Source organism: Pseudomonas sp. LPB0260, assembly GCF_013388395.1.
Genome location: NZ_CP058247.1, coordinates 4,677,157 through 4,704,058, shown reverse-complemented (window position 1 = coordinate 4,704,058; position 26,902 = coordinate 4,677,157). Strand labels below are relative to the sequence as shown.

Below are 26,902 nucleotides of genomic sequence, written 5' to 3'. Positions count from 1 at the left end.
CTTTGACTGGCCAGGATGGTGCCGGCATCGACCACGCCAGGCGTGGTCGGGTGCGAGACGTCACTCCAACAAGAAATTGCCGCCGAGTCGAACGAGGGACCGCTCGCTCACGGCACATGAGGGCTCTATGAATCTGATTCTATCGGGGGCGATCATCGCCTTGCTTGCGGCCACCCTGCTGGTGCTGGTGCGTTGGGGCAACCTGCGTTGCACCGGCCCGGAGCCGGTGGGCCTGTTCACCTTCCTGGCCATCCTCTTCACCTCCGGCCTGGACATGGGCCTGATCATCTTCCCGCTGACCGAGTTCCCCACCTATGCCGAGGAGGCCCAGTACCAGTTCTCCAATCCCCTGGCGGTGGAGTTCGGTTTCTGGGGCTTCCTGATCTGGGCCTTCTACTTCATCACCACCTTCTATTTCTGCGTGGTCGAACCGCGGGTCAAGCTGTTCGAGCTGCGCCCGGTGAAGCTGGTCAACAACCTGGTGATCGTCTCCACCTGCGCCTTCACCGCCTACCTGTTCCTGGTCAACATCGCCTGGTACGCGCCGGAGCTGGGGGACACCCTGGCCTACCTGGTGGTGGTGGGGATCATCCTCGCGGCTGTCTATTCCAGCACCGACATCCGCTACCTGAAGATCCTCAGCGTCGGCTCGACCTGGCTGTTCTTCGCCCTGATTCTCGGCATGTGGTGGGCAGGCGATCTCGGCGTGGGCTACTTCGCCGACGCGGCGGCGAAGATCGGCAGCGGCTACTTCGCCGAGCTGCACGGCTTCATCCTGCCGCTGGGCGACTACCACGCCTTCTACCTGTTCTGGTGGTTCGCCTGGAGCGTGATGATCGGCCAGTTCGTCTCGCGCTTCGTCGGCGGCCTGCGCACCTGGCAGCTGCTGCTGGCGCTGCTGGTGATACCGTCGATTCCCCTGGCGATCTGGTTCTCCGTGCTCTACGGCTACTTCGACCTGGGCATCGAGGTCAGCCAGTTCTGGAAGCTGGCCATGCTCGGCGTCGGGGTGATCTTCGTGATCAACTCGGTCGACTCCCTGGTGCGCCTGTACACCGACAACCTCGGCATCACCGTGGCCAAGCTCGGCCATGGACGCTTTATCGCCCTGAACGTCGGCCTGCTCACCGCCCTGGTGCTGCTGTTCAAGTTCACCCCGTTCGAGATCCAGTGGGTGGGCCTGGTGGTCATCGGGCTCTATGCCGTGACCCTGGGGCTGCTGATCTACCGCCATCGCCCGGCGCTGCAGAGCATCGGCACCAGCCGCTGACCGCCCGGGGCCGGCAACCGGCCCTGCTCGCCGTGGTTAATCGCCGTCGCCGGACTCCAGCTCCAGCGGCGGCTCGGCGCATTTGATGGTCTTGGTGACGATGTAGGTGAAGTAGCGTTCGATGCCCAGGTCGGCCATCAGCCAGCGATCGACCAGGCGCTGGTACTGGTCGATGTCCTCGGCCATGACCTTGACGATGTAGTCGACGCCGCCGCCGGTGGCGTAGCACTCGGTCACCTGCGGGCAGTCCAGCATGGCCTTCTCGAAACGCGCGAAGGCCTCGCGGTTGTGCTGCTTGAGGGTGATCTCGACCATCACCGCCGCGCGCTTGAGGAGAATCTCGGTGTTCAACTGGGCGCCATAGCCGCGGATGATGCCGGCTTCCTCCAGGCGCTTGACCCGCTCCCAGCACGGGCTGACCGACAGGTTGATGGCCTCGGCCAGGCTGGACTTGGTGATGCGCCCGTTGTGCTGGAGGATGCGCAGTATCTTCAGGTCGTAACTGTCCAAACGCATAGAACCGCTCCGGCGCAGAACTGCCCTGCGCTCCAGGTATGACAAAGCCGGCGGGACAAGCCCCGCCGGCTCACGCTCGACTCGCGCGTCTTAGTACTTCTTTTCCAGCTCGGCGATCTCCGCCTCCAGCGCCTCGAGGGCAGCCCCGGCTTCCGGACCGGCCAGCTCCACCAGCTTGTCACGCATGGTCTGGCTGGCCTCGCGGAAGGCGGCCTGCTCTTCCTCGTTCAGGCGCACCAGCTGGATGCCCGGCTTGGCCTGCTGGATCTTCTCCAGGCGCTCCTGGTTGTACTTGGCCTGGGTCTCGAAGATATAGGGCGCCAACTCATCCACGGTCTCGTCGATGATCTTGCGCTGCGCCGCCGGCAGGCCCTGGTACCAGGATTCGTTGGACAGCACGGCGACGGTGAACTGCTGGTGGCCGGACCAGGTCAGCACATCGGTGACCTCGTAGAACTTCATCTCCTCGATGGCGAAGATCGGGTTCTCCTGGCCGTCGACCATCTTCAGTTGCAGGGCGCCGTAGACCTCGGAGTACGGCAGCGGGGTGGGCACCGCGCCGAACGACTTGTAGGCTTCGACCAGCATCGGCGAGGCCATCACGCGCATCTTCACGTTGGCGAAGTCGGCCGGCTTGCGCACCACCTTGTTGGTGGTCCAGACCATCTCGCCTTCCGGGTACATGCTCAGCAGGCGCAGGTTGCGGGTCTTCAGCTTGTCGGCCATGGGCCCGTAGATGGTCGGGCTTTCGGTCAGCAGCTCGAGGTTGACCTTGTTGTTCTGCGACAGCAGGTAGGGCACGGAGAACACCTGCATGCCCGGCGCGGTGGAGCCGAGGATGCCGGTGGAGCCGTGGGTGAATTGCAGGACGCCGTTGGCCACCAGCTCGGTGAGGTCTTCCGACTCGCCCAGGGCGCCGTACGGATAGACGGTGACGGTGATGTCGCCGCCGCTCTTCTCTTCCACCAGCTGCTTGAACTTCTGCGCGTAGGCGTCCTGCACGCTGCCGCTGATCTCCTCCAGGGCGAACTTCCACTCCTCGGCCGCCGTCGCCAGGCTCGCCTGACCCGCCAGGGCCAGGCCCATTGCCGCGGCCAGGGCCGCCTTCTTCAGTGTGCTGAACTTGCTCATGGTGAGGTCTCCGCTTGTTTTTCTAAGGAATTCGCGACTGAGCCCGCTTGTCTTCAGCCTTCGATTACGTCGGCGATCACCGCCAGGGTGTCGCCTATGTCCACCAGCGCGGGGAAACGCCGCGCCACCAGCATCCCGTCACGCTCGGCGCGGTATTCCACCGCCGGCGTGCCGGTACGCTCGAAGGCATGCACCCGCGCCACCAGGTCGCCGCGCCGCACCCGATCGCCCAGGCTCAGGGCCAGCTCGAGAATGCCGCGGTGCACGCTCTGCACGTAGCAGCTGGCGTCGGGCATATCCAGCTGCAGCGCCGGCTCGTCCGCCAGTTCCAGTTCGCCTTCGATGATTCCGGCGAACTTGAGGAAGTTGCGCACCCCACGGTCGGCCAGGGCCATGGTCTGCGGCGTACTGGTGCCGCCGCCGCGCAGCTCGGTGGTGACGAACACCTTGCCCTGGGCTTCCACGGCGGTGTCGTACAGTGAGGCCGCATCCAGCTCGAAGAGGATCATGCTGGCGGCGGTGCCGAACAGCCGGGCGCCCTCGATACACTTGGCTTCCTGCTCGGGGTCGGGCAGCCGGTGGGCCGCGGCGAAGGGCAGGATGTCCAGGGTCTTGCCACCGGAGTGGATATCCAAAGCGTAGTCACACAGCGGGATCAGGTAGCGCTGGAAGTAGTCGGCGATGCGCTCGGTCATGGCCCCGTGGGGGTTGCCGGGGAACGAGCGGTTCATGTTGCCCTTGTCGATCGGCGAGGTGCGACTGCCGTTCTGCACCGCCGGGTAGTTCATCGCCGGGACGATGATCACCCGGCCCTGGACGTCCTCGGCACGCAGCTCGCCGGCCAGCTTGAGCAACGCGGTGATGCCCTCGTACTCGTCGCCGTGGTTGCCGCCGGTGAGCAGCGCGGTGGGACCCGCGCCGTTCTTCACCACGGTGATGGGGATCATGATGCAGCCCCAGGCCGACTGGTCGTGGGAGTACGGCAGCTTGAGGAAGCCGTGCTGCACACCGTCGCGCTCGAAGTCGACGGTGCTGCTGATGGTGCTTTCGCCGACCTCGGCGATAGTCGAGAGACTGGTCGCCTGCAGGTCGGATTCGGGAGAAATATTCATCTGTGCTGCACTCATCTCAAGCCTTCACGAACAGTTGGCGCGGGAAGTCGCAAAGGGTTTCCACGCCGCTTTCGGTGATCAGGATGCTTTCGGTGGTCTCCAGCCCCCAGTCGTCCAGCCACAGGCCCGGCATGAAGTGGAAGGTCATGCCCGGTTGCAACACCGTGGTGTCGCTTTCGCGCAGGCTCATGGTGCGCTCGCCCCAATCCGGCGGGTAGCTCAGACCGATCGGGTAGCCGCAGCGGTTGTCGCCGCGGTCGTAGCCGTAACGGCGCAGGGTGCTGTTCAGTTCGCGGGCGATGTCGCCGCAGGTGTTGCCCGGCTTGGCCACCGCCAGACCGGCCTCGAGGCCGGCGTTGATCGCCTCCTCGGCCTTGCGGAACGCCGCCGAGGGCTCGCCCAGGTAGACGGTGCGCGACAGCGGGCAGTGGTAGCGCTTGTGACAGCCGGCGATCTCGAAGAAGGTGCCTTCGCCCTTCTTGAACGGCCGGTCGTCCCAGGTCAGGTGCGGCGCCGAGGCGTCCTTGCCCGACGGCAGCATGGGCACGATGGCCGGGTAGTCGCCGAACTTGCCGTCGTGACCGACGCAGGCGACCCGGTAGATCTCGCCGACCAGCACGTTCTTCGGCAGGCCCGGCTCGATCATCTCGATGATCGCCCGGTGCATGTTCTCGACGATACGCGCGGCGACGCGCATGTACTCGACTTCCTGCGTCGACTTGATCGCCCGGCACCAGTTGACCAGGCCGGTGGCGTCCACCAGCTGAGCCTTCGGCAGGCCCCGCTGCAGCGCCTGGTGCGAGGTGGCGCTGTAGTAGTAGTTGTCCATCTCCACGCCGATCACCCCGGCGGTCCAGCCCCGGGCCGGCAGCACCTGCTCGCACAGGTAGTCGAGGGCGTGGTGCGGCGGGTTCATCACATAGCGGTCGCTGTAGGAGGCGATGTCCTCCTCCGGCAGGTAGACGGTACGGCGGGCGCCGTTGGCGTCGATGCCGCGGCCGTACCACAGCGGATTGCCGCTCTGGCCGACCACCACGCACTGCGGTGTATAGAAGGACCAGCCGTCATAGCCGGTCAGCCAGGCCATGTTCGACGGGTCGTGGACGATCAGCGTGGCGATCCCCCGCTCGACCATGGCGGCGCGCACCTTGGCCAGTCGCTGGGCGTACTCTTCACGGCTGAAATTCAACGCGATTTCACTCATGACAGCATCTCGATAACGAACGCCGTGGCGTTCAGGCCTCTATCAGCCCGCCGGGCAACAACCGGGCGGACGACATCGCTGCAATGCGGGGCGGCCATGACAGCCCTTCCCCGCACCCTCCAGGAGCCATGCCGTTCCGGCACCGCGGTCAATCGACCACCCTGGAGAAATTGTACTGAAACCTGCTAAAGTGACCGCTACAAATACAGGTCAATAGCGTTCGAGACCCATATTATGATCATTACAATCATCGTCAAGGAATTTATTGTTCTATGACAATTGATCTGAAGCCCTTTATCCGTTCCGGCCAACCGAAATACCTGGCCATCGGCAACGCCCTGACCGAGGCGATCAACAGCGGCGCGCTGCTGCCCGGCAGCAAGCTGCCGACCCACCGCGAGCTGGCCGAGACCCTGGGCGTCAGCGTGCAGACGGTGAGCAACGCCTATGCCCATGCGGAGAAGCAGGGCGCCATCTACGCCCAGGTCGGCAGCGGCACCTTCGTGCGCAGCCGCCACGTCAGCCACGAGTCGGACTACCTGTCCACCGACGAGCACGAGGACCCGCACCGTGGCATCGACCTGTCCACCGCCCACCCGGTGTGCACCCAGCGCCACGTCAGGCTTTACCGCGAGGGCCTGGAGCGCCTGGCCCGGGAGGGGCGCGATGACTTCATCACCTCCTTCCACCCGACCCAGGGCCTGACCCAGCACCGCGAGGTGGTCTGCACCTGGCTGGCGCAGCAGAAGATGCCGGCCAATCCCGACCACATGCTGTTCTGCAACGGCGCCGCCCACGCCCTGACCATCGCCATGGCCACCGTGCTCAAGCCCGGCGACACGGTGCTGTGCGAGCGGGAGACCTGCATGCTGCTGCTGGCGCTGGCGCAGACCCTGCACTTCAACCTCAAGGGCATCGCCACCGACGACCAGGGCCTGCTCCCGGATGCGCTGGAGGCGGCCTGCAAGCAGGGCGGCGCGCGGGTGCTGTTCTGCACCCCGACCATGAACAACCCGACCACCGACACAATGGGCCTGGAGCGCCGCCAGGCGATCGCCGAACTGGCCCGCCGCTATGACCTGACCGTGGTCGAGGACGATGTCTACGGCGCCCTGCAACCGGACCGCCACCCGCCGCTGTCGGCGCTGATCCCGGAGCGCAGCTTCTACGCCACCAGCCTGACCAAGATCACCCTGCCGGGCATGCGTGCCGGCTACCTGATCACCCCGCCGCACCTGGTGCAGCAGGCCATCGGCCGCCTGCGCAGCACCACCTGGATGGCCACCCTGATGCCCTTCGAGATCGCCAGCTGGTGGATGCAGGACGGCACCCTGGAGCGCATGGTCGCCTTCCAGCAGCAGGAGTTCGCGGCGCGCCAGCAGATCGCCCGCGAGCTGCTCGACGGCTGCCGCTTCAGGGCCCATCCCAACGGCATGCACATCTGGGCCGAGCTGCCCTCCCACTGGCAGCCGGAGAAGTTCGCCCGCCGCGCACGCCAGGAAGGGGTGATGATCTTCCCCGCCGAACCCTTCCTGGCCACTGCCGACCGCAGCAACCAGCACGTGCGCATCAGCCTGGGCGCCGAGCAGAGCCGCTCGCGCCTGCAGGCCGGGCTGGCTACGCTCAATGGGCTGTTCGGCGAGACGCCGCCGCCCATGCACTTCGTGTTCTAAAACAGGGCAGAATCATTACATTTGCACAAATATGGCACACATGTACTGATTCAAATATTAATTGACATGATTTTTGACCGGGGATAAGGTCTGGCTTCCACAACAAGAACAATGTCCGTCGACTCGACGTCTCGACGACGGGCTGGAGGTGGCTATGTCTTGGTTGCACAAGTTGGATTGGTTGCTGGAGAAGCTCGAGGCTTTCATCCTCGCCAGCGCCATCCTGCTGATGGCGCTGAACTCGGTCGGCAACGTGTTCGGCCGCTACCTGTTCAACCAGAGCATCTATTTCTCCGAGGAGCTCAACCAGTTCCTCATCATCTTCGTCACCTTCGTCGGCTGCAGCTATGCCGCCCGGCATAGCCGGCACATCAGCATGAGCGCCTTCGTCGAGCAGCTGACCGGCAAGCCGGCCGCCGCCAGCCTGCTGCTGATCAACCTGCTCACCGCCGCACTGATGCTCTGGCTGACCTGGGCGGCGGTCGGCTACGTGGAGTCGGCCGCCCGCGTCGGCCGCGCCTCCTCGGCGCTGCAGATGCCGCTGCACTACATCTACCTGGTGATCCCCCTGGGGCTGGGCATGACCGGCCTGCAGTTCCTGCGCCACGCCTTCACCCAGTTGCTGGTCCTGCTCGGCCGGCGCGAGGCGCCGCCGCGCCACGTCGACACCCCCCTTCCGCCGCAACCCTGAGTGCCGTCGCCATGGATATGACCACCGCCCTGCTGCTCATCATGCTGGTCCTGCTGCTGGCCGGCTTCCCCATGATGACCACGCTGCTGGCCGCCGCCGCCGCCGGCTTCACGTTCTTCTTCACCATGGGCCCGGAGTTCATCATCCAGCAGATGATCGCCGGCATCCGCCCGGCCGCCCTGGTGGCGGTGCCGATGTTCATCCTCGCCGCCGACATCATCACCCGCGGCGCCACCGCCAATCGCCTGCTGGACGTGGCCATGGCCTTCGTCGGCCACGTGCGTGGCGGCATGGCGGTGACCACGGCGCTGAGCTGCGCGCTGTTCGGCGCCCTCTCCGGCTCGACCCAGGCCACGGTGGTCGGTGTCGGCAGCATCATGCGGCCGAAGATGCTGCAACAGGGCTACAAGGACAGCTTCGCCATCTCGCTGATCATCAACGCCTCGGACATCGCCCTGCTGATTCCGCCGAGCATCGGCATGATCATCTACGGCGTGGTGTCCGGCACCTCGGTGGCCGAGCTGTTCATCGCCGGCATCGGCCCGGGCCTGCTGCTGATGACCCTGCTGGCTGGCTACTGCTACATCTACGCGCGCGTCACCGGCATCCCCAGCGGCGAGAAGTTCAGCTGGATGGAGCGCCTGGTCACCTGCCGCCGCGCCATCCTCCCGCTGCTGTTGCCGGTGCTGACCATCGGCGGCATCTACTCCGGGGTGTTCAGCCCCACCGAGGCGGCCGCGGTATCGGTGCTCTACGCGCTGATTCTGGAGGTGCTGATCTACCGTCGGGTGAAGTTCGGCGATCTGTCGTCCATCGCCCTGTCCACCGGGTTGATCACCGCCGTGGTGTTCATCCTGGTGGCGGCCGGCTCGGCGTTCTCCTGGGTGATCTCCTTCGCCCAGATTCCCCAGGCGATCCTCAGCGGCATCGGCATCATGAGCGCCTCGCCGACCGAACTGCTGATCATCATCTCGATCGCCTTCTTCCTCGGCTGCATGTTCGTCGACCCGATCGTGGTGATGCTGATCCTGGTGCCGATCTTCGCCCCGGCGGTGCGCCTGTCCGGCCTCGACCCGGTGCTGGTCGGCACCATCATCACCCTGCAGGCGGCGATCGGCTCGGCCACGCCACCCTTCGGCTGCGACATCTTCACCGCCATCGCGGTCTTCCGCCGCCCCTACGTGGACGTGGTGCGCGGCAGCCTGCCGTTCTTCATCATCCTGCTGCTGATGTCGGTGCTGCTGATCATGTTCCCGCCGATCACCCTGTTCCTGCGCGACCTGGCGTTCCGCTAGCGCGGCTAGCAGCAGGCACAGGAAAACCCCGTTGCCGGCTCGAGCGCTATCGAGCCGGCAGCGGGGTTTTTCATTCGCCGCCGACGGCGAAGTTGGGCAGGCTGTCGACCGGCTGGGCGAAGCTGAACGGGATCGACTCCAGGGCCAGGCCGACATTGCGCTGCACCACGAAGTGCAGGTGCGGCCCGGTGCTGTTGCCGGTGTTGCCGGAGCGGGCGATCTGCTGGCCGGCATTCACCCGGACGCCTTCGTGGACCCTGACCGAGCCCTTCATCAGGTGCAGGTAGACGCCCATGGTGCCGTCGTCGTGGAGGATGCGCACGTAGTTGCCGGACGGGTTGTTGCCGCGCCCGCTCTGCTGGTTCTCGGTCTTCACCACCACGCCGCTGCGCGCCGCGACGATGGGCGTGCCCTCGGGCATGGCGATGTCCAGGGCATAGCGGCCCTTGGGCGTGAAGTGGCTGTACTTGCCGTTGGCGCCCTGGGTCAGGCGGAACGGCCCGCCGCGCCAGGGCAGCGGATAGCGCTGCTCGCTCGGCACCAGGCGCGGATCGCCGAGGGCGTAGCGCAGCTTGGGGGTGTAGCGCAGCGGCTGGCTGGCATCGCGCGGGGCCAGGGTGGCCAGGCGGATCTTGCTGCGCGGCGGCAGCACCCAGTTGATCGGCTCATCCGGCGCGCCGACGGCGTTGTCGACATCCACCAGCTTCAGCTCGACCTGCACCGGGGCATAGAGGTCGTTGCGCACCAGCAGGGTTTCGCCGGCGGCGTGCTTGCGGGTCTCCAGCTTCACCTGGTTGTCCAGGCGCTCGACCATGCGGTCGCGGAACACGAACACCTGGGCCCCCGGCGCGGCCTGGTCGGAATAGGTGACCACGCCGTTGGCATCGGTGTACTTGTAGATGGTCAAGGCCGCAACCTGGCCGGCTGCGGACAATAGACTGCAGAGTAGAATCAGACGCCCTAGCATAACGAACTCGGATCTTATGGCTTTTTGATATCCGGAGTTTGGAGACTAGCAGTCCCCCATCTGTGGCGCGAGGCGAGCGACTCGGCGTTGTGAGCCAGCTCCCGCCACCGCGCCGCGCGGCGACCGGCGGCGCACTCAGGCGCCGGGGCTGAAATGCTTCTGCGCGGTGCCGCGGGCGATCAGGCGCGACAGGTAGTCGAGCTTCTGCGGATCCTGGTCGACGAAGCGCAGGGTCAGCTGCAGCCACTCGCTGTCGGGCTTCGGCTCGAAGGCCGCGACCGCATGCAGGTAGCCGTTGAGCCGGGCCACTTCGCCGCCCTCGCCCTGCTCCAGGTCGAGCACCGCACTTTCCAGCACCTGGGGCAGCAGGCCGCCGCGCTTGACCAGCAACAGCGCCTCCTTGAGGCTCAGCGCCTTGATCACGCAGGCCATGGTGCCACCCGGCAGGCGCAGCTGCCCCTGGCCGCGGCCGGCGCTGATCGCCCGCGCCGCGGGCTTCGGCGGCACGGGCTGGGGGCTGGCGGCGGGTTTCGCTTCATCGCCCGCGACGGGCTTGATCACTTCGGCCTTGCCGCCGGTCAGGGCGGCCAGCGAGTCGTTGGCGAAGCCGCTGGCCAGGGCCTTCGGCGCCTGGGCCTGGAGGGCCTGCAGCTTGCCGGCGCGGCTCAGGGCCTTCTTCACCTTGGTCACCAGCTGCTCGTTGGAGAAGGGCTTGCCGATGAAATCCGAGACCCCGGCCTGGATCGCCTGCACCACGTTTTCCTTGTCGCCGCGGCTGGTGACCATGATGAAGGGGATGGCCTTCAGGGGCTCTTCCTCACGGCACCAGCTGAGCAACTCGAGCCCGGACATCTCGGGCATTTCCCAGTCGCAGAGGATCAGGTCGATGGCGACCCGGCCGAGCAACTGCTGGGCCTTGCGCCCGTTGATGGCTTCGTGGATCTGTACGCCCGGGAAGTGATCGCGCAGCCCCTTCTTCACCAGGTCGCGAATGAAGGTCGCATCGTCCACCACCAGTACGTTGACTTTACTCATCGGCCACTCCCTTTCGAATGGCCCCTAGCATAGTCGCGGCAGCTGGCAGCTGGCCAACCCTAAAGCGGCGAACGGCGACGCAGGTCCGCCCGTGGCGCCGCCAGCGCCGGCCTCAGGCGTTCTTGCCGGTGCCCTCGACCTCTTCCCGCATGCGGGTCAGGCCCATGTGCTTCACGTCGGTGCCGCGCACCAGGTAGATCACCAGCTCGGCGATGTTGCGCGCGTGGTCGCCGATGCGCTCCAGCGAACGCAACGCCCAGATCACGTTGAGCACCCGGGAGATCGAGCGCGGATCCTCCATCATGTAGGTGACCAGCTCGCGCAGGGCGGTCTTGTACTCGCGGTCGACGGTCTTGTCGAACTGCGCCACCGACAGGGCCAGTTCGGCGTCGAAGCGGGCGAAGGCGTCCAGCGCCTGCTGCACCATCTTGCGCACCTGGTCGCCAATATGGCGGATCTCCACGTAGCCGCGCGGCGACTCGCCTTCCTCGCACAGGAGGATGGCGCGCTTGGCGATCTTGGTCGACTCGTCGCCGATGCGCTCCAGGTCGATCACCGACTTGGAGATGCTGATGATCAGGCGCAGGTCGGAGGCCGCCGGCTGACGGCGGGCGAGGATGCGCACGCATTCCTCGTCGATGTTGCGCTCCATCAGGTTGATCTGGTCGTCGACCTCGCGCACCTGCTGGGCCAGGCCGGAATCGGCCTCGATCAGCGCGGTAACCGCATCGTTGACCTGCTTCTCGACCAGGCCGCCCATGGCCAGGAAGTGGCTGCGCACCTCCTCCAGCTCGGCGTTGAACTGCTGGGAGATGTGATGGGTGAGGCTGTCTTTGTTGATCATTCCAATTCACTCCGCGAATGCTGCGTGTAGGGTGCGCTATGCGCACCGGCCCTGTGGTGCGCATGGCGCACCCTACGGAATCCGCTTAACCGTAACGACCGGTGATGTAGTCTTCGGTCTGCTTCTTCGCCGGGTTGGTGAACAGGGTGTCGGTGTCGCCGTACTCGATCAGCTTGCCCATGTACATGAACGCCGTGTAGTCGGAAACCCGGGCGGCCTGCTGCATGTTGTGGGTAACGATGACGATGGTGTACTTGGATTTCAGTTCGTAGATCAGCTCTTCGACCTTGAGGGTGGAGATCGGGTCGAGTGCCGAGCAGGGCTCGTCGAGCAGCAGCACTTCCGGCTGCACCGCCACGGTGCGGGCGATCACCAGGCGCTGCTGCTGGCCGCCGGACAGGCCCAGGGCCGAGTCGTGCAGGCGGTCCTTGACCTCGTCCCACAGCGCCGCGCTCTTCAACGCCCACTCCACGGTCTCGTCGAGCACACGCTTCTGGTTCACGCCCTGGATGCGCAGGCCGTAGACCACGTTCTCGTAGATGCTCTTGGGGAAGGGGTTGGGCTTCTGGAACACCATGCCGACCCGGCGGCGCAGTTCGGCCACGTCCTCGCCCTTGCGGTAGATGTTGCGCCCGTCGAGGTTGATCTCGCCTTCCACGCGGCAGCCATCGACCAGGTCGTTCATCCGGTTGAAGGTGCGCAGCAGGGTCGACTTGCCGCAGCCGGACGGGCCGATGAAGGCGGTCACGCGCTCGCGCGGGATGTTCAGCTTGACGTCGAACAGCGCCTGCTTGTCGCCGTAGAACAGGTTCAGGCCGGGCACTTCGATGGCCACGGTCTCCTTGTTGATGTCGAGGCTCTGCTTGTCGCGGCCCAGGGCGGAGATGTCGATGCCGTGTGCTTGTGCTTGGTGCTGCATGGGAGACTCCCTACGCTAACAATTCGTTGACCGCGCCGCCTCGAGGCTGGCGCCGGCGATATAGAAACCTTAGTGATCCAGCGCCTTGTACTTCTCGCGCAGGTGGTTGCGGATATACACCGCACTGAGGTTGAGCAGGGCGATCACCAGCACCAGCAGCAACGCGGTGGCGTACACCAGCGGTCGCGCGGCCTCGACGTTGGGGCTCTGGAAGCCGACGTCGTAGATGTGGAAGCCCAGGTGCATGATCTTCTGGTCCAGGTGCAGGTAGGGGTAGTTGCCGTCGACCGGCAGCGCCGGCGCCAGCTTGACCACGCCCACCAGCATCAGCGGCGCCACTTCGCCGGCGGCGCGGGCCACGGCGAGGATCAGGCCGGTCATCATCGCCGGGCTGGCCATCGGCAGCACCACCTTCCACAGGGTCTCGGCCTTGGTCGCGCCCAGGGCCAGGGAACCCTCGCGCAGCGCCCGCGGAATGCGCGCCAGGCCTTCCTCGGTGGCGACGATGACCACCGGCACGGCGAGGATCGCCAGGGTCAGCGAGGCCCACATCAGGCCCGGCGTGCCGAAGGTCGGTGCCGGTGCGCTCTCGGGGAAGAACAGGCTGTCGATCGAGCCGCCCAGCACATAGACGAAGAAGCCCAGGCCAAACACGCCGTAGACGATCGACGGCACCCCGGCCAGGTTGTTCACCGCGATGCGGATGATCCGGGTCATCGCCCCCTGCTTGGCGTACTCGCGCAGGTAGATCGCCGCGACGACGCCGAACGGCGTGACGATCACCGCCATGATCAGGGTCATCATCACCGTACCGAAGATGGCCGGGAAGATGCCGCCCTCGGTATTGGCCTCACGCGGGTCCTCGCTGACGAACTCCCACACCTTGGCGAAGTAGAAACCGAGCTTGTCCATGACGCCCATGGCGTTCGGCTGATAGGCGCGCACCACCTTGCCCAGGCTGATCTCCTGCTCGCGGCCATCGACCGTGCGGACCGTGACGCTGTCGCGGTTGAACTGCTGGTTGAGTTCGATCAGCTGGGCTTCGAGGACCTTGTACTCGGCGTCCCACTGCGCCCGCTCGGCGTCCAGGTCGGCCTGGGCGGCGGCGTCCAGCGTGCCTTCCAGCTCCAGGCGACGGGTCTTCAGGCGCAGGCGCTCGAGGCCGTAGTTGATGCGGCCGATGTCCTTCTTTTCCAGCCGGGCGATCTGCTGGTGCAGGTCGTCGATACGCGCGATGCGCTGCTGCAGCTCGCTCCAGGCGCCATCACCCTCGGCGACCAGCTGGCCGCCCTGCTTGACGTTGACCAGGTAGCCGTAGAAGTTGCCCCACTCGCGGCGCTCCATCACCAGCAGGTTGGCCGGGGTGGCGGAGTCGTGCAGCCATTCGGCGACCACCCAGCTGAAGTCGGCGCCGAACGTCTCGCGGTTGCCCACTTTGAGCAGCTGACGCGTCATGAACTCGGCGCCTTCGGTTTCCACGGGCAACCCTGCGGCCTTGAGCCGAGCTCGCGGCACCTCCTCGGACTGCACCAGCTCGCCGGCCAGCAGTCGCGGGGCTTCGCCCGGCACCTGGTAGCTGGACTCGATCACGTCGGCCGGCCAGAAATGCGCCAGGCCACGGGTGGCGATCACCGACAGCAGGCCGAGGGTCATGATCACCGCGATGGCCACGCCGCCGGCGGTCATCCAGACCCAAGGCGCGCCGCTCTTGAACCAGGACTTGAGGTTTTGCTCTTTGGTTTTCACGGACATCTACCTTCCCAATTCTCAGAGCGACGCATATTTCTTGCGCAGGCGGGTACGGATGACCTCGGCCAGGGTATTCATCACGAAGGTGAAGGACAGCAGCACCAGCGCGGCGAGGAACAGCACGCGGTAGTGGGTACTGCCGACTTCCGACTCCGGCATCTCCACCGCCACGTTGGCGGCCAGGGTGCGCAGGCCTTCGAAGATGTTCATTTCCATGATCGGCGTGTTGCCGGTGGCCATCAGCACGATCATGGTTTCGCCGACCGCGCGGCCCATGCCGATCATCAGCGCCGAGAAGATGCCCGGGCTGGCGGTGAGGATCACCACCCGGGTCAGGGTCTGCCAGGGCGTCGCACCGAGGGCCAGGGAGCCGAAGGTCAGGCTCTTGGGCACGCTGAACACGGCGTCCTCGGCGATCGAGTAGATGTTCGGGATCACCGCGAAGCCCATGGCCAGGCCCACCACCAGGGCGTTGCGCTGGTCGAAGGGAATGCCCAGGTCGTTGCTCAGCCACAGGCGCATGTCGCCGCCGAAGAACCAGTTCTCCAGGTGACCGCTCATGCTCAGGGAGAAGGCCGCCACCAGCAGGATCACCGGGATCAGCAGGGCCGCTTCCCAGCCATCCGGCACCAGCAGGCGGATGCGCTCGGGCAGGCGGCTCCAGCCATAGGCGGCCAGCAGAATACCCAGCGGGGTGAGCAGCAGCAGGCTGAAGATGCCCGGCAGGTGGCCCTCCACATAGGGCGCGAGGAACAGGCCGGCGAAGAAGCCGAGGATCACCGTCGGCAGCGCCTCCATCAGCTCGATCACCGGCTTGACCTTGCCGCGCAGGGCCGGGGCCATGAAGTAGGCGGTGTAGATCGCCGCGCAGATGGCCAGGGGCGCGGCCAGGAGCATGGCGTAGAAGGCCGCCTTCAGGGTACCGAAGGTCAGCGGCGAGAGACTCATCTTGGGCTCGAAGTCGCCATTGGCCGAGGTCGACTGCCAGACGTACTTGGGCTCGTCATAGCTCTCGTACCAGACCTTGCCCCACAGCGAACTCCAGGACACCTCCGGGTGCGGGTTGTCGACCACGAAAGGCTGGATCTGCCCGTTGGACTCCACCAGTACGCGGCTGGCGCGCGGCGACAGGGTGGCGATGGCCGGCCCCTCGGCGACCTGCTCGACCAGCAGGGTGCGGTGCGCGGTGCTGTGGAAGATGCCCAGCTTGCCGTCGGCGTCCAGGGCGATGAAGCCCTTGCGCCGCTCTTCCGGGAGGAACTGGGTGATCGCGCTGTCGCCCAGCTTGAAATCGCGGATACGGGTCAGCGCCGACTGGCCGTCCTCGTCACGCACCATGAACCACTGGCGGATGCCGCCCTTGCTGTCGCCGACCAGCAGCGAAATACCGCCCAGCAGCGGGCTCACGACGCTGACCCGGGCGTCGCCCTCGAGCAGCTTGTAACGGCCATTGAGGCTCTTGCTGCGCAGGTCGAAGACATCGGCCGTGGCCCGGCCGTTGAACACATAGAGCCACTGGTGGCGCGGGTCGATCAGCAGCTCGCTGATCGGCTCGGCGATCTGCGGCAGCTCGATGCGGCGCTCCTCCTGGGTCACTTCGCCGGTGAAGTCATTCTCTTCCCGACTCATCGACAGCACGTGCAGTTCGGCGCCGGTAGACGCGCTGAGCAGCAGGGTATCGCCGTTCTGGCTGATCGCCACATGCTCCAGGGCGCGGCCCTGGGGGTCCAGACTGATCGGCGCCTCGCCGAAGGGATACTCCAGGGTCGGGGTGATGGTCTTGACGTTGTCCGGGTAGGTCACCCGGTAGTTCTGCTTGAACACCAGCACCTGGCCGTTGGACAGGCCCAGGGCCACACGGCGGCTGCCCGGCTGGTCCTCGCCGAGCGAGACGATGTCGACGCCGGCCGGCAGCGGCAGCTCCACGCTGCTCAGCGCCGCGCCACTCTTGGTCGCGAAGAACTGCACCTGCCCCGAGCGATCGAGGCGCATGGCCACCTTGTTCTGCTCCTCCACCGCCAGCAGCAGGGCGTCGCCCCGCTCGGCCAGCCAGGCCGGCCGCTGCGCCGGCTGCGCTTCCAGCTCGGCGCCGGAGAAGATCGGCAGCACCACGTGGGCCAGGTAGAAGAAGATCAGGGTGATCGCGCCCAGCACGGCCAGGCCACCGATCGACACGTACCAGTGCGCCAGGCGGTCCTTGATGGCCCGTCTGCGGCGCTTGCGCTGCAGTGCAGGAGTATTGAAATCCAGCCGTTGGCTGCTGTTCTGAGGTGCGGTCATGGGGTCAGTGGCCAAGTCGGTCATACGAAGATCTCTGGGCGGTTACGCACGCGCGCCGCTGGTTAAGCGGGACCTTAATCTAACTGTCTTATATGACAAAAAAGTTACAGCGCGGTGACGTGACGACGCCCGCCACTCCACAGGGAGGGGCGGGCGCGTTTGCCGCTTGCCGCGGCTCCCAGCCGCGGCAAACCTGTCAGTCTAGTTACAGACCAAGCTCCTTCAAGGTCTTTTCGGCAACCTTGGACGGCACCGGAATGTAACCATCCTTGACCACCACTTCCTGGCCCTGCTTGGACAGCACCAGCTTGATGAACTCGGCCTCCAGCGGGTTCAGGGCCTTGTTCGGCGCCTTGTTCACGTAGACGAACAGGAAGCGCGACAGCGGGTACTTACCGGCCAGGGCGTTGGTTTCGGAGGCTTCTTCAGCCACGCCGTTCTTGTCCACCAGCGGTACAGCGCGAACACTGGAGGTCTTGTAGCCGATGCCCGAGTAGCCGATGGCGTTCAGGGTGCTGGAGATCGACTGCACCACGGAGGCCGAACCCGGCTGCTCGTTGACGTTGGCCTTGAAGTCGCCCTTGCACAGGCCTTCTTCCTTGAAGTAACCGTAGGTGCCGGATACCGAGTTACGGCCGAACAGCTGCACCGGCTTGACCGCCCACTCACCGCTCAGGCCGAGGTCGCCCCAGGTCTTGACGTCCTTGGCCTCACCGCACAGACGGGTGCTGGAGAAGATGGCGTCGACCTGCGGCATGGTCAGGCTCTTGATCGGGTTGTCCTTGTGCACGAACACCGCGAGGGCGTCGATAGCCACCGGAATGGCGGTCGGCTTGTAGCCATACTTCTCTTCGAAGGCCTGCAGTTCGGCATCCTTCATCTTGCGGCTCATCGGGCCGAGGTTGGCGGTACCCTCGGTCAGCGCCGGTGGCGCAGTGGACGAACCGGCCGCCTGGATCTGGATGTTCACGTTCGGGTAGAGCTTCTTGTAGTCCTCGGCCCACAGGGTCATCAGGTTGGCCAGGGTGTCGGAACCTACGCTGGACAGGTTGCCGGATACGCCCGAAGTCTTCTCATAGGTCGGCAGAGCCGGATCGACAGCGGCGACCGCGGTAGCGGTGGCAGCACCAGCGGCAACAAAAGTCATGGCCGCCATCAAACGCGTAAGTTTCATGCCTTGCTCCTAACAAATTAGGGTGGGGTTGGGTCGAGGCCAAGTATCAGCAGGCCGTGTGACCAATCTATGAAACCAATGTGACAGTTAGATGACCGTAGCCGATTTCGCGCACAACTCCGGCAAATGCGGACGAACGCACGGCGCCGGCGCGCCATGGTCGCCCGCCGACCACTCAGTCGGTATACTCGGCGAACCCGCACCCCTGTGGACTCCGCGCCCACAACAACAACCGCGCCGCGAGCCGTAATCGACATGAACGAATTCGAACAGGATGATCCGATTCCCCAAGGCGACCTGGCCCTGCAGATCACCGCGCTGCCGCGCGAGACCAACGGCTTCGGCGATATCTTCGGCGGCTGGCTGGTAGCGCAGATGGACCTGGCCGGCACCGCCATGGCCAGCAAGGTCGCCGGTGGCCGCGTCGCCACGGTGGCGATCGACCGCATGGCGTTTCTGGTGCCGGTGGCCGTCGGCGCCCAGCTGTCCTTCTACACCCAGACCCTGGAAGTCGGCCGCAGCTCGATCCAGATGCTGGTCGAGGTGTGGAGCGACGATCCGCTGTCCAGCGAATGGCGCAAGGTCACCGAGGCGGTGTTCGTGTTCGTCGCCATCGACGGCAGCGGTCGCACCCGTCCGGTTCCGCCGCGCCGCTGATCCGCTGCGCCCCTGCGAGCGAACACATTAAAACGCCGGCTCGAGAGCCGGCGTTTTGCTGTGGCGCGAAGATCAGCCGCGGATGTTGTACATGATCTTCTCGTTGACTTCCGCGTACTCGAACAGGCGCTGCAGGTAGGCCTTCTGCTGCGCCCACACCTTGGCCGCCGCGGGATCGGCGGCGGCGCTGGCTTCGACCACTTCGGCAGCCACTTCCTTGAGCCTGGCCAGCACATCGTCCGGCAGGCTGCGCACTTCGACGCCCTCGGCCTTGAGCTGCTCCATGGCCTCCATGTTGCGCGCGTTGTAGTCGTCGAGCATGTCGGCGTTCACATCGCGGGCAGCGGCGCGGACGATGGCCTGCAGGTCGGCCGGCAGGGTTTCCCAGGCCTTGAGGTTGACGTCCAGCTCGAAGGTGACGTTCGGCTCCTGCCAGCCCGGGGTGTAGTAGTACTTGGCAGCCTTGTGCAAGCCCAGGGCCTGGTCGTTGTACGGGCCGATCCACTCGGTGGCGTCGATCGCACCGGTCTGCAGCGCGGTGAAGATTTCGCCGGCCGGCATGTTGACCACGGTACCGCCCATCTTGGTCAGCACTTCGCCGCCCAGGCCCGGGGTACGCATCTTCAGGCCCTTGAAGTCCTCGACCGAGTTGATTTCCTTGTTGAACCAGCCGGCGGTCTGCACGCCGGTCGCGCCGCAGGCCATCGGCAGCACGCCGAACGGCTTGTAGACCTCCTCCCACAGCTCGATGCCACCGCCCTTGTGCAGCCAGGCGTTCATTTCCTGGGCGTTCGGGCCGAATGGCAGGGCGCAGAAGAACTGCGCAGCCGGCACCTTGCCTTTCCAGTAGTAAGGCGCGCCATGGCCCATTTCCGCGGTACCGCGGGAGACGGCGTCGAACACCTCGAGCGCCGGCACCAGTTCACCTGCCGCATAGATCTTGATCTTCAGGCGGCCCTGACTCATTTCCTCGACCAGCTTGGCGAAACGCTCGGCACCGACGCCGACGCCGGGGAAGTTCTTCGGCCAGGAGGTGACCATTTTCCAGTTGAAGGTCTCTGCGCCCGCGCCCTCTTGGGGCTTGGCAGCGGTTTCGGCCTCCTTGTTGCAGCCTGCCAGTGCGGTGGCGGCCAGGCCTACGCCCGCTGCTGCGAGAATCTGACGACGTTTCATGCAATGCTCCTTTTTGTTGTATTGGTCTGACCACAGGATCGCTGAAGTTAGACCGTGCTCAAGTAACATAAGGCCTCGTGACCCTCAAGCCTAGTAGATACGACTAAAGTTGTAGGGTCATTGCCGCCTTCGCCCGGGCCCGCCTAGAATCCGCGGCTGCCTGCAACTCTCACCCACAACGACAAGGACTCCACATGTCCGACACCCCTCCCATGCCGTTGCGCATTGCTCGATTGATCGACGCGCTCAACACCCGCCTTGGCCAGGGATGCGCCTGGCTGACCCTGTTCCTGGTGGTCGGTACCGCCATCGTGGTGGTGCTGCGTTACGGTTTCGGCATCGGCGCCATCGCCCTGCAGGAATCCGTGCTCTACGCCCATGCCCTGGTGTTCATGGGAGCCGCCGCCTGGACCCTGATCCGTGGCGCCCACGTGCGCGTGGACATCTTCTATCAGAAGTTCACCAGCCGCCGCCAAGCCCTGGTGGAGGTCTGCGGCAACCTGCTGCTGCTGCTGCCGCTGTGCCTGTACCTCGGCTGGGCCAGCTGGGACTACGTCGCCAACTCCTGGTCGACCCTGGAGGCCTCCAGCGAGTCCGGTGGCCTGAAATTCGTCTACCTGCAGAAGAGCATCATCCTGGTGCTGGTCTTCAGCCTCGCCCTGCAAGGTGTTGCCGATCTGATCAAGGCGGCCTACCTGCTGGCCGGCCGCCTGCCCGAGTCCGAGGTGAAAAATGGTTGAGTTGATGGCGATTCTGCTGTTCGTCTGTATCTGCCTGGCCCTGATGGCCGGCTTCCCCGTGGCCTTTACCCTCGGCGGTGTATCGCTGATCTTCGCCGGCATCGGCGCGCTGACTGGCACCTTCGACGCCGGTTACCTGAGCGCCCTGCCCAATCGCCTGTTCGGCATCATGAACAACCAGACCATGCTGGCCGTGCCGCTGTTCGTGTTCATGGGCGTAATGCTGGAGAAGTCGCGGGTCGCCGAGGACCTGCTGGAATCCATGTCGCGGCTGTTCGGCACCCTGCGCGGTGGCCTGGCGATTTCCGTCTGCGTGGTCGGCGCGCTGCTCGCCGCCAGCACCGGCATCGTCGGCGCCACCGTGGTCACCATGGGCCTGCTGGCCCTGCCGACCATGCTGCGCCGCGGCTACGATCCGGCCATCTCCACCGGCACCCTGGCGGCGACCGGCACCCTGGGGCAGATCATCCCGCCATCGATCGTCCTGGTGCTGCTGGGTGACGTGATGTCCAGCGCCTACCAGCAGGCGCAACTGAAGATGGGCATCTTCTCGCCGAAGACCGTGTCGGTCGGCGACCTGTTCGTCGGCGCCTTCATCCCCGGCCTGCTGCTGGTGGGCCTGTACATCCTCTACATCGTCGGCACGGCGATCTTCCAGCCGAAGAAACTGCCGGCGCTGCCCCAGGAGGAGCTCGGCCCGATCGAGTGGGGCAAGCTGACCGCCGCCCTGCTACCGCCGCTGGCGCTGATCGCCGCAGTCCTGGGCTCTATCCTCGCCGGCTACGCCACGCCCACCGAAGCGGCGGCCCTCGGCGCCCTCGGCGCCATGCTGCTGGCCTTCGCCAAGGGCAAGCTGAACTTCGGCCAGCTGCGCGAAGTGGCCTACGGCACCACCGAAATCAGCGCCATGGTGTTCATGATCCTGATTGGCGCCTCGCTGTTCTCCCTGGTGTTCCGCGGCTTCGGCGGCGAGACGATGATCGAGGAGGTGTTCGCCCAGCTGCCCGGCGGCGTGCTCGGCGCCTTCTTCGTGGTGATGCTGGTGATCTTCCTGCTCGGCTTCATCCTCGACTTCATCGAGATCACCTTCGTGGTGGTACCGATCGTCGGCCCGGTGCTGCTGGCCATGGGCCTCGATCCGGTCTGGCTGGGGGTGATGATCGCACTGAACCTGCAAACCTCCTTCCTCACCCCGCCATTCGGTTTCGCGCTGTTCTACCTGCGCGGGGTCACCCCCGCTTCGATACCGACCAGCACCATCTACCGCGGCGTCATTCCGTTCATCCTGATCCAGATGCTGTTGCTGGTCATCGCCTACCAGTTCCCGGGGCTGATCACCTGGCTGCCGGAACAGGTCTACGGCAAGTAACAGGCAACGCAACCGGCAAAACGCCCGTCCTCGTGACGGGCGTTTTGCTATCTGCCCCTTGGACTGCCGGGCAAGCTGCGTTCCAATAGGGTCATCTTCACTGGCGACAAGGCATAGCAATGGCCACTTCCAACGTTGAACGGATCGAAATGGGCGCCCTGACCTGCTGGCGCATCCGTCATGCGGACGCCGAGCTGCTGGTCGCTCAGCAAGGAGCCCAGCTGCTGAGCTACCAGCGCGACGGCGAACGGCCGCTGATCTGGCTGAGCGAGCAGGCGGCCTACGAAAGCGGGCGCAGCGTACGCGGCGGCGTGCCGGTGTGCTGGCCCTGGTTCGGCGACCTGCGGCGCAACCCGCAGGCGGTGCAAGCGATGCACACAGGTGGCAACCTGATGCCATCCCACGGCCTGGTGCGCGACCTCGAGTGGAACCTGCTGGGCATCGACAAGCGCGACGACGGAGTCAATCTGGACTTCGCCTTCAACAGCGCCGAGCAGCCGTTGCCGAACTGGCCACAGGCCGCCGAACTGAAGCTGCGCATCCGCCTCGACCAGCACCTGCACCTGGACCTGGTCAGCCGCAACCTCGGCGACGCGCCCTTGGCGCTGAGCCAGGCCCTGCACAGCTACTTCGCCGTCGGCGACGTGCGCCAGGCCCAGGTCGAAGGTCTGCAGGGCTGTCGCTACATCGACACCCTGGACGACTGGACGGAGCGTCAGCAGCTCGACCCGCTGCGCTTTGCCGGCGAAACCGACCGCATCTACCTCGACACCCCCGCACAGCTGAGCATCCTCGACCCCGTCTGGCAGCGGCGCATCCAGTTGCGCAGCAGCGGCTCGCGCTCGGCGGTACTGTGGAATCCCTGGACCGACAAGGCGCAACGGCTCTCGCAGTTCGCCAGCGATGCCTGGCAAGGCATGCTGTGCATCGAACACGCCAATGTCATGGAAGACCTCGTGGTGCTGGCGCCCGGCGCCGAACATCGCCTCAGTGTCAGCCTGTGGAGCGAGCCGCTGGCGGGTTGAGACCAGCCGGGGGGAGGCTCTGAAGCCTGCCACCCGGAAGCGCCGCAAGCGCCTGGCCACAGCAAACACGACAATCGATCCCGGCGCCCGCTCACAGCGCCGGACGAACTTCTGCGCGCTTTGTGATGCGCCACTAATTTGCCAGTAAGTATTTACTTACAGCACCGGTAGCGAAACGACTTACAGCCGCTATTGGCCATCCTTAATTGCCAAGTGCTGCGCGAAATTCACAGAAACTAATTGCCGCTTATTGGTTCGGTCTTTGTTTACAGCTGGTACAGGCTTCACACTTTTGCCGGTTGCCCATCGCCACTCATCGGACTAGGATGCCCACCCCATAAGGGCTTTGCGCAACTTATTGCACATTGATGTGCGCAGAAAGTTGCACAACTCAGGTTATTGGTTAGTCCGCGCCTCTCTATATAGAGAGGCGCACCTGAGTTGCACGGACATATATTCGAGTCATGGAATGACCTATTCAAGTAAGCTCACCGCCCACTATTTGGCGCTGGCAAAACTCCCTATTGAACAGGGGGATTTCGCCGGTAGCGATGTCCGCTATTCCAGCGAATACGAAAGCCTGGAAAACGAACTGGGCAAGGCCAGTGCGCTGCATGACGCCGGCGCCATCGACTGGCAGAAAGTCCGCGAAGGCAGCGAGACGCTGCTCAGCGCCCACTCCAAGGACCTGCGTGTCGCCGCCTGGCTGATCTGGGGCCTGTACCAGCGCGAATCCTTCGCCGGGCTGCAGGCGGGCCTGAGCCTGCTGCATTACCTGTGCCTGAACCACTGGGCGGACCTGCACCCGCGCAAGCCACGCACCCGTGCCGCCGCCATCGGCTGGCTGCTGCCGCGCCTGGAGCAGGCACTGGCCGAACATGTACCGATCGGCGAGCAGCTGGCGCTGTTCCGCAGCCTCGCCGAACAGTTGCGCGCCCTCGAAGCCTGCCTGTCCGGGCACCTCGGCGAGCACGCCCCGCTGCTGCTGCCGTTGTGCCGGCGCCTGGACGAGCTGGTGAGCCGCGCCAGCCAGGGCCAACCGGAGCCCGGCAGCGTCGGCGCGGCACTGGCCCAGGTCAAGCAGGCCGCCTCCCAGATCCTCACGCCCGGCGCACCAGTGGACAACGAGAAGGATGCGCACAAGAGCCTGCGCAGCCTGCAGGACCAGGCCCGCCCCCTGTGCGCCTACTGGCTCAAGCAGAAGGCCAGCGACCTGCGCGCCCTGCGCCTGGCGCGCACCCTGCTGTGGCTGCCGATCGACAGCCTGCCGGAGCGCAACGCCGAGCAGGTCACCGCCCTGCGCGGCCTGCCGGCCGACAAGCTGGCCAGCTATCGGGAACGCTACCAGCAGGGCCAGTACGCAGACCTGCTGGTCGACCTGGAGGCCAGCATCGCCCGCGCGCCCTTCTGGCTGGATGGCCAGCACCTGGCCTGGCAATGCCTGCAGGGCCTCGACGCCGAGCAGGCGATGCGCGAGGTGGAGATCCAGCTGGCGCTGTTCCTGCAGCGCATGACCGGCCTGGAGGAGCTGCGCTTCCATGATGGCAGCGCCTTCGCCGACGCCCAGACCCGCGCCTGGATCAGCTCCCATGTGCTGCCACACCTGCAGGCACCGGCGAGCGAGAGCGCTCCCGCCCATGACCAGGGCAGCGACCAGCCGGCCTGGGAGCAGGCCCTGCAGGAGACCCTGCCGCAACTGCGCAAGCAAGGCCTGAAGGCCTCGGTGCAGCAACTCAAACAGGGCCTGGCGAAAGCCCGCGGCGGCCGCGAGCGCTTCTATTGGCAGCTGAGCCTGGCGCGCCTGTGCTTCGCCGCGAAGAAATACGAACTGGCCAAGACCCAACTCGACTCGCTCGACCAGTTGCTGCAGACCTCCGGTCTGGGCGACTGGGAGCCCGATCTCAGCCTCGAGGTGCTGCGCATGCTGCACAGCTGCTGCGAACTGCTGCCGCAAAACCATGCCGTGCGCGAGCACAAGGACGAGATCTACCGCAGGTTGTGCCACCTCGACCTCGAAGTGGTACTGGACTAGGCCCACGGGCCATAACCGCAACGGAGAATGACCATGGCCAAAGAAGGCTCGGTAGCCCCCAAGGAACGCATCAACGTCACCTTCAAGCCCGCCACCGGCGGCGCCCAGGAAGAGATCGAACTGCCACTGAAGCTGATGGTGCTCGGTGATTTCACCCAGCGCGCCGACGAACGCAAGATCGAGGATCGCAAGCCGATCAGCATCGACAAGAACAGCTTCGACGAGGTGCTGGCCAAGCAGGAGCTCAACCTGACCTTCGGCGTCGCCAACCGCCTGCAGGACGAGCCGAGCGACGACGAGCTGGCCGTGCAGTTGCGCATCAACTCGATGAAGGACTTCAACCCCGCCAACCTGGTCGAACAGGTGCCCGAGCTGAAGAAGCTGATGGAGCTGCGCGACGCCCTGGTCGCCCTGAAGGGCCCGCTGGGCAACGCCCCGGCCTTCCGCAAAGCCATCGAGAGCGTGCTCGCCGACGACGACTCGCGCGACCGCGTGCTCGGCGAACTCGGCCTGGCCGCCCAAGCCACCCTGGACTCCTGATTTCCACAGACAAGGACGCTGACCAATGAGCACTAGCGCAGCACTAGAGAGCGGCCACAGCGCCGCGGACCTCGGCATTCTCGACCGCATCATCGCCGAGACCAAGCTGACCCCCGACGACGAGGCCTACGACATCGCCAAGCGCGGCGTATCGGCCTTCATCGAAGAACTGCTCAAGCCGCACAACGAGCACGAGCCGGTGAAGAAGGCCATGGTCGACCGCATGATCGCCCAGATCGACGCCAAGCTCAGCCGGCAGATGGACGAGATCCTCCACCACCCGCAGTTCCAGGCCCTGGAATCCTCCTGGCGCGGCCTCAAGCTGCTGGTGGATCGCACCAACTTCCGCGAGAACATCAAGCTGGAGATCCTCAACGCCTCCAAGCAGGACCTGCTCGATGACTTCGAAGACAGCCCGGAGGTCGTCCAGTCCGGCCTGTACAAGCACATCTACACCGCCGAGTACGGCCAGTTCGGCGGCCAGCCGGTCGGCGCCCTGATCGCCAACTACTTCTTCGACCCGAGCGCCCCGGACATCAAGACCCTGCAGTACGTGGCCAGCGTCGCCACCATGTCCCACGCGCCGTTCATCGCCGCCGCCGGGCCGAAGTTCTTCGGCCTGGAAAGCTTCACCGGCCTGCCGGACCTCAAGGACCTCAAGGACCACTTCGAAGGCCCGCAGTTCGCCAAGTGGCAGAGCTTCCGCGAGCAGGAAGACGCCCGCTACGTCGGCCTCACCGTGCCGCGCTTCCTGCTGCGCAACCCCTACGACCCGGAAGACAACCCGGTGAAGAGCTTCGTCTACAAGGAAAACGTCGCCGGCAGCCATGAGCACTACTTGTGGGGCAACACCGCCTACACCTTCGCCAGCCGCCTGACCGACAGCTTCGCCAAGTTCCGCTGGTGCCCGAACATCATCGGCCCGCAGAGCGGCGGCGCGGTGGAAGACCTGCCGCTGCACCACTTCGAGAGCATGGGCGAAATCGAGACCAAGATCCCCACCGAAGTGCTGGTCTCCGACCGCCGCGAATACGAACTGGCCGAGGAAGGCTTCATCGCCCTGACCATGCGCAAGGGCAGCGACAACGCCGCGTTCTTCTCCGCCAACTCGGCGCAGAAACCGAAGTTCTTCGGCATCAGCGAGGAAGGCAAGACCGCCGAACTGAACTACAAGCTCGGCACCCAGCTGCCGTACCTGTTCATCGTCAACCGCCTGGCCCACTACCTCAAGGTGCTGCAGCGCGAGCAGATCGGCGCCTGGAAGGAGCGCACCGACCTGGAACTGGAACTCAACAAGTGGATCCGCCAGTTCGTCGCCGACCAGGAAAACCCCAGCTCCGAAGTACGTAGCCGCCGCCCACTGCGCGCCGCCCAGGTGATCGTCAGCGACGTCGAAGGCGAGCCGGGCTGGTACCGCGTCAGCCTCAACGTGCGCCCGCACTTCAAGTACATGGGTGCCGACTTCACCCTGTCGCTGGTCGGCAAGCTGGACAAGGAATAAGCATC

23 protein-coding genes are annotated in these 26,902 nt (G+C 65.4%); 11 read left to right on the top strand and 12 right to left on the bottom strand.

Annotation, left to right across the window (positions count from 1 at the left end):
- Positions 1-127 precede the first annotated feature (127 nt).
- Positions 128-1,270 carry a BCCT family transporter gene (locus LPB260_RS20965; RefSeq protein WP_208707802.1) on the top strand — a complete coding sequence of 381 codons (1,143 nt, stop codon included), beginning with the start codon at positions 128-130 and terminating at the stop codon, positions 1,268-1,270.
- Positions 1,271-1,306: 36 nt separating this feature from the next.
- Here the strand turns inward: LPB260_RS20965 and LPB260_RS20960 are convergent, their stop codons facing one another.
- From LPB260_RS20960 to doeA, 4 genes are all read right to left on the bottom strand, one after another.
- The gene (locus LPB260_RS20960; RefSeq protein ID WP_208707801.1) at positions 1,307-1,786 is read right to left on the bottom strand and encodes an Lrp/AsnC family transcriptional regulator; all 480 of its coding nucleotides are present in this window, start codon (positions 1,784-1,786) and stop codon (positions 1,307-1,309) included.
- A 90-nt stretch (positions 1,787-1,876) separates the two neighbouring features.
- Complete coding sequence (gene dctP, locus LPB260_RS20955; protein ID WP_208707800.1) at positions 1,877-2,917, bottom strand: TRAP transporter substrate-binding protein DctP; 1,041 nt, start codon at positions 2,915-2,917, stop codon at positions 1,877-1,879.
- Positions 2,918-2,970: 53 nt separating this feature from the next.
- Positions 2,971-4,029, bottom strand: a complete 1,059-nt coding sequence (gene doeB, locus LPB260_RS20950; protein WP_208707799.1) for a N(2)-acetyl-L-2,4-diaminobutanoate deacetylase DoeB — start codon at positions 4,027-4,029, stop codon at positions 2,971-2,973.
- Positions 4,030-4,045: 16 nt separating this feature from the next.
- Positions 4,046-5,233 carry an ectoine hydrolase DoeA gene (doeA, locus tag LPB260_RS20945; protein WP_208707798.1) on the bottom strand — a complete coding sequence of 396 codons (1,188 nt, stop codon included), beginning with the start codon at positions 5,231-5,233 and terminating at the stop codon, positions 4,046-4,048.
- Between the two features lie 272 nt (positions 5,234-5,505).
- Here doeA and LPB260_RS20940 point away from each other — a divergent pair, with 272 nt between their 5' ends.
- The 3 genes from LPB260_RS20940 (at position 5,506) to LPB260_RS20930 (ending at position 8,892) form a co-directional block, all read left to right on the top strand.
- The gene (locus LPB260_RS20940; RefSeq protein WP_208707797.1) at positions 5,506-6,906 is read left to right on the top strand and encodes a PLP-dependent aminotransferase family protein; all 1,401 of its coding nucleotides are present in this window, start codon (positions 5,506-5,508) and stop codon (positions 6,904-6,906) included.
- Positions 6,907-7,060: 154 nt separating this feature from the next.
- Entirely contained in the window at positions 7,061-7,597 is a 537-nt protein-coding gene (locus LPB260_RS20935) for a TRAP transporter small permease (protein ID WP_208707796.1), read from the top strand.
- Positions 7,598-7,614: 17 nt separating this feature from the next.
- Complete coding sequence (locus tag LPB260_RS20930; protein ID WP_208710072.1) at positions 7,615-8,892, top strand: TRAP transporter large permease; 1,278 nt, start codon at positions 7,615-7,617, stop codon at positions 8,890-8,892.
- Between the two features lie 70 nt (positions 8,893-8,962).
- On the opposite strand, the gene LPB260_RS20925 is transcribed toward LPB260_RS20930, so the two are convergent.
- The 7 genes from LPB260_RS20925 to LPB260_RS20895 all read right to left on the bottom strand — a co-directional run bounded on the left by LPB260_RS20925 (position 8,963) and on the right by LPB260_RS20895 (position 17,860).
- On the bottom strand, positions 8,963-9,859 hold the full coding sequence (locus tag LPB260_RS20925) for a peptidoglycan DD-metalloendopeptidase family protein (RefSeq protein WP_208707795.1): 897 nt from the start codon (positions 9,857-9,859) through the stop codon (positions 8,963-8,965).
- A 135-nt stretch (positions 9,860-9,994) separates the two neighbouring features.
- Positions 9,995-10,894, bottom strand: a complete 900-nt coding sequence (locus tag LPB260_RS20920; RefSeq protein WP_208707794.1) for a response regulator — start codon at positions 10,892-10,894, stop codon at positions 9,995-9,997.
- A gap of 112 nt (positions 10,895-11,006) precedes the next feature.
- A complete protein-coding gene (phoU, locus tag LPB260_RS20915; RefSeq protein ID WP_208707793.1) occupies positions 11,007-11,738 on the bottom strand; it encodes a phosphate signaling complex protein PhoU in 732 nt (243 codons plus the stop codon).
- Between the two features lie 85 nt (positions 11,739-11,823).
- Positions 11,824-12,657 (bottom strand): phosphate ABC transporter ATP-binding protein PstB, encoded by an 834-nt coding sequence (gene pstB / locus LPB260_RS20910; protein WP_208707792.1) that lies wholly within the window; start codon positions 12,655-12,657, stop codon positions 11,824-11,826.
- Positions 12,658-12,726: 69 nt separating this feature from the next.
- Positions 12,727-14,343 carry a phosphate ABC transporter permease PstA gene (gene pstA / locus LPB260_RS20905; protein ID WP_371926163.1) on the bottom strand — a complete coding sequence of 539 codons (1,617 nt, stop codon included), beginning with the start codon at positions 14,341-14,343 and terminating at the stop codon, positions 12,727-12,729.
- Positions 14,344-14,424: 81 nt separating this feature from the next.
- Positions 14,425-16,710, bottom strand: coding sequence for an ABC transporter permease subunit (locus LPB260_RS20900; protein WP_208707790.1), 2,286 nt, complete (start codon positions 16,708-16,710; stop codon positions 14,425-14,427).
- Between the two features lie 181 nt (positions 16,711-16,891).
- Positions 16,892-17,860 (bottom strand): PstS family phosphate ABC transporter substrate-binding protein, encoded by a 969-nt coding sequence (locus LPB260_RS20895; RefSeq protein ID WP_208707789.1) that lies wholly within the window; start codon positions 17,858-17,860, stop codon positions 16,892-16,894.
- A 255-nt stretch (positions 17,861-18,115) separates the two neighbouring features.
- Between LPB260_RS20895 and LPB260_RS20890 the strand changes: the two genes are divergently transcribed.
- Complete coding sequence (locus tag LPB260_RS20890; RefSeq protein WP_208707788.1) at positions 18,116-18,517, top strand: acyl-CoA thioesterase; 402 nt, start codon at positions 18,116-18,118, stop codon at positions 18,515-18,517.
- Positions 18,518-18,589: 72 nt separating this feature from the next.
- Here the strand turns inward: LPB260_RS20890 and LPB260_RS20885 are convergent, their stop codons facing one another.
- A complete protein-coding gene (locus LPB260_RS20885; protein ID WP_208707787.1) occupies positions 18,590-19,690 on the bottom strand; it encodes a TRAP transporter substrate-binding protein in 1,101 nt (366 codons plus the stop codon).
- Positions 19,691-19,884: 194 nt separating this feature from the next.
- Here LPB260_RS20885 and LPB260_RS20880 point away from each other — a divergent pair, with 194 nt between their 5' ends.
- The 6 genes from LPB260_RS20880 to tssC all read left to right on the top strand — a co-directional run bounded on the left by LPB260_RS20880 (position 19,885) and on the right by tssC (position 26,897).
- Positions 19,885-20,430: a TRAP transporter small permease subunit gene (locus LPB260_RS20880; RefSeq protein ID WP_208707786.1), complete on the top strand. Its 546-nt coding sequence runs from the start codon at positions 19,885-19,887 to the stop codon at positions 20,428-20,430.
- A complete protein-coding gene (locus LPB260_RS20875) occupies positions 20,423-21,799 on the top strand; it encodes a TRAP transporter large permease subunit (RefSeq protein WP_208707785.1) in 1,377 nt (458 codons plus the stop codon). Before LPB260_RS20880 ends, LPB260_RS20875 begins: the two co-directional genes overlap by 8 nt.
- 119 nt (positions 21,800-21,918) lie before the next feature.
- Positions 21,919-22,824, top strand: a complete 906-nt coding sequence (locus LPB260_RS20870; protein WP_208707784.1) for a D-hexose-6-phosphate mutarotase — start codon at positions 21,919-21,921, stop codon at positions 22,822-22,824.
- Positions 22,825-23,293: 469 nt separating this feature from the next.
- Entirely contained in the window at positions 23,294-24,856 is a 1,563-nt protein-coding gene (gene tssA, locus LPB260_RS20865; RefSeq protein WP_208707783.1) for a type VI secretion system protein TssA, read from the top strand.
- A gap of 33 nt (positions 24,857-24,889) precedes the next feature.
- Positions 24,890-25,396, top strand: coding sequence for a type VI secretion system contractile sheath small subunit (gene tssB / locus LPB260_RS20860; protein WP_208707782.1), 507 nt, complete (start codon positions 24,890-24,892; stop codon positions 25,394-25,396).
- Between the two features lie 25 nt (positions 25,397-25,421).
- A complete protein-coding gene (gene tssC / locus LPB260_RS20855; RefSeq protein ID WP_208707781.1) occupies positions 25,422-26,897 on the top strand; it encodes a type VI secretion system contractile sheath large subunit in 1,476 nt (491 codons plus the stop codon).
- Positions 26,898-26,902: the final 5 nt, after the last annotated feature.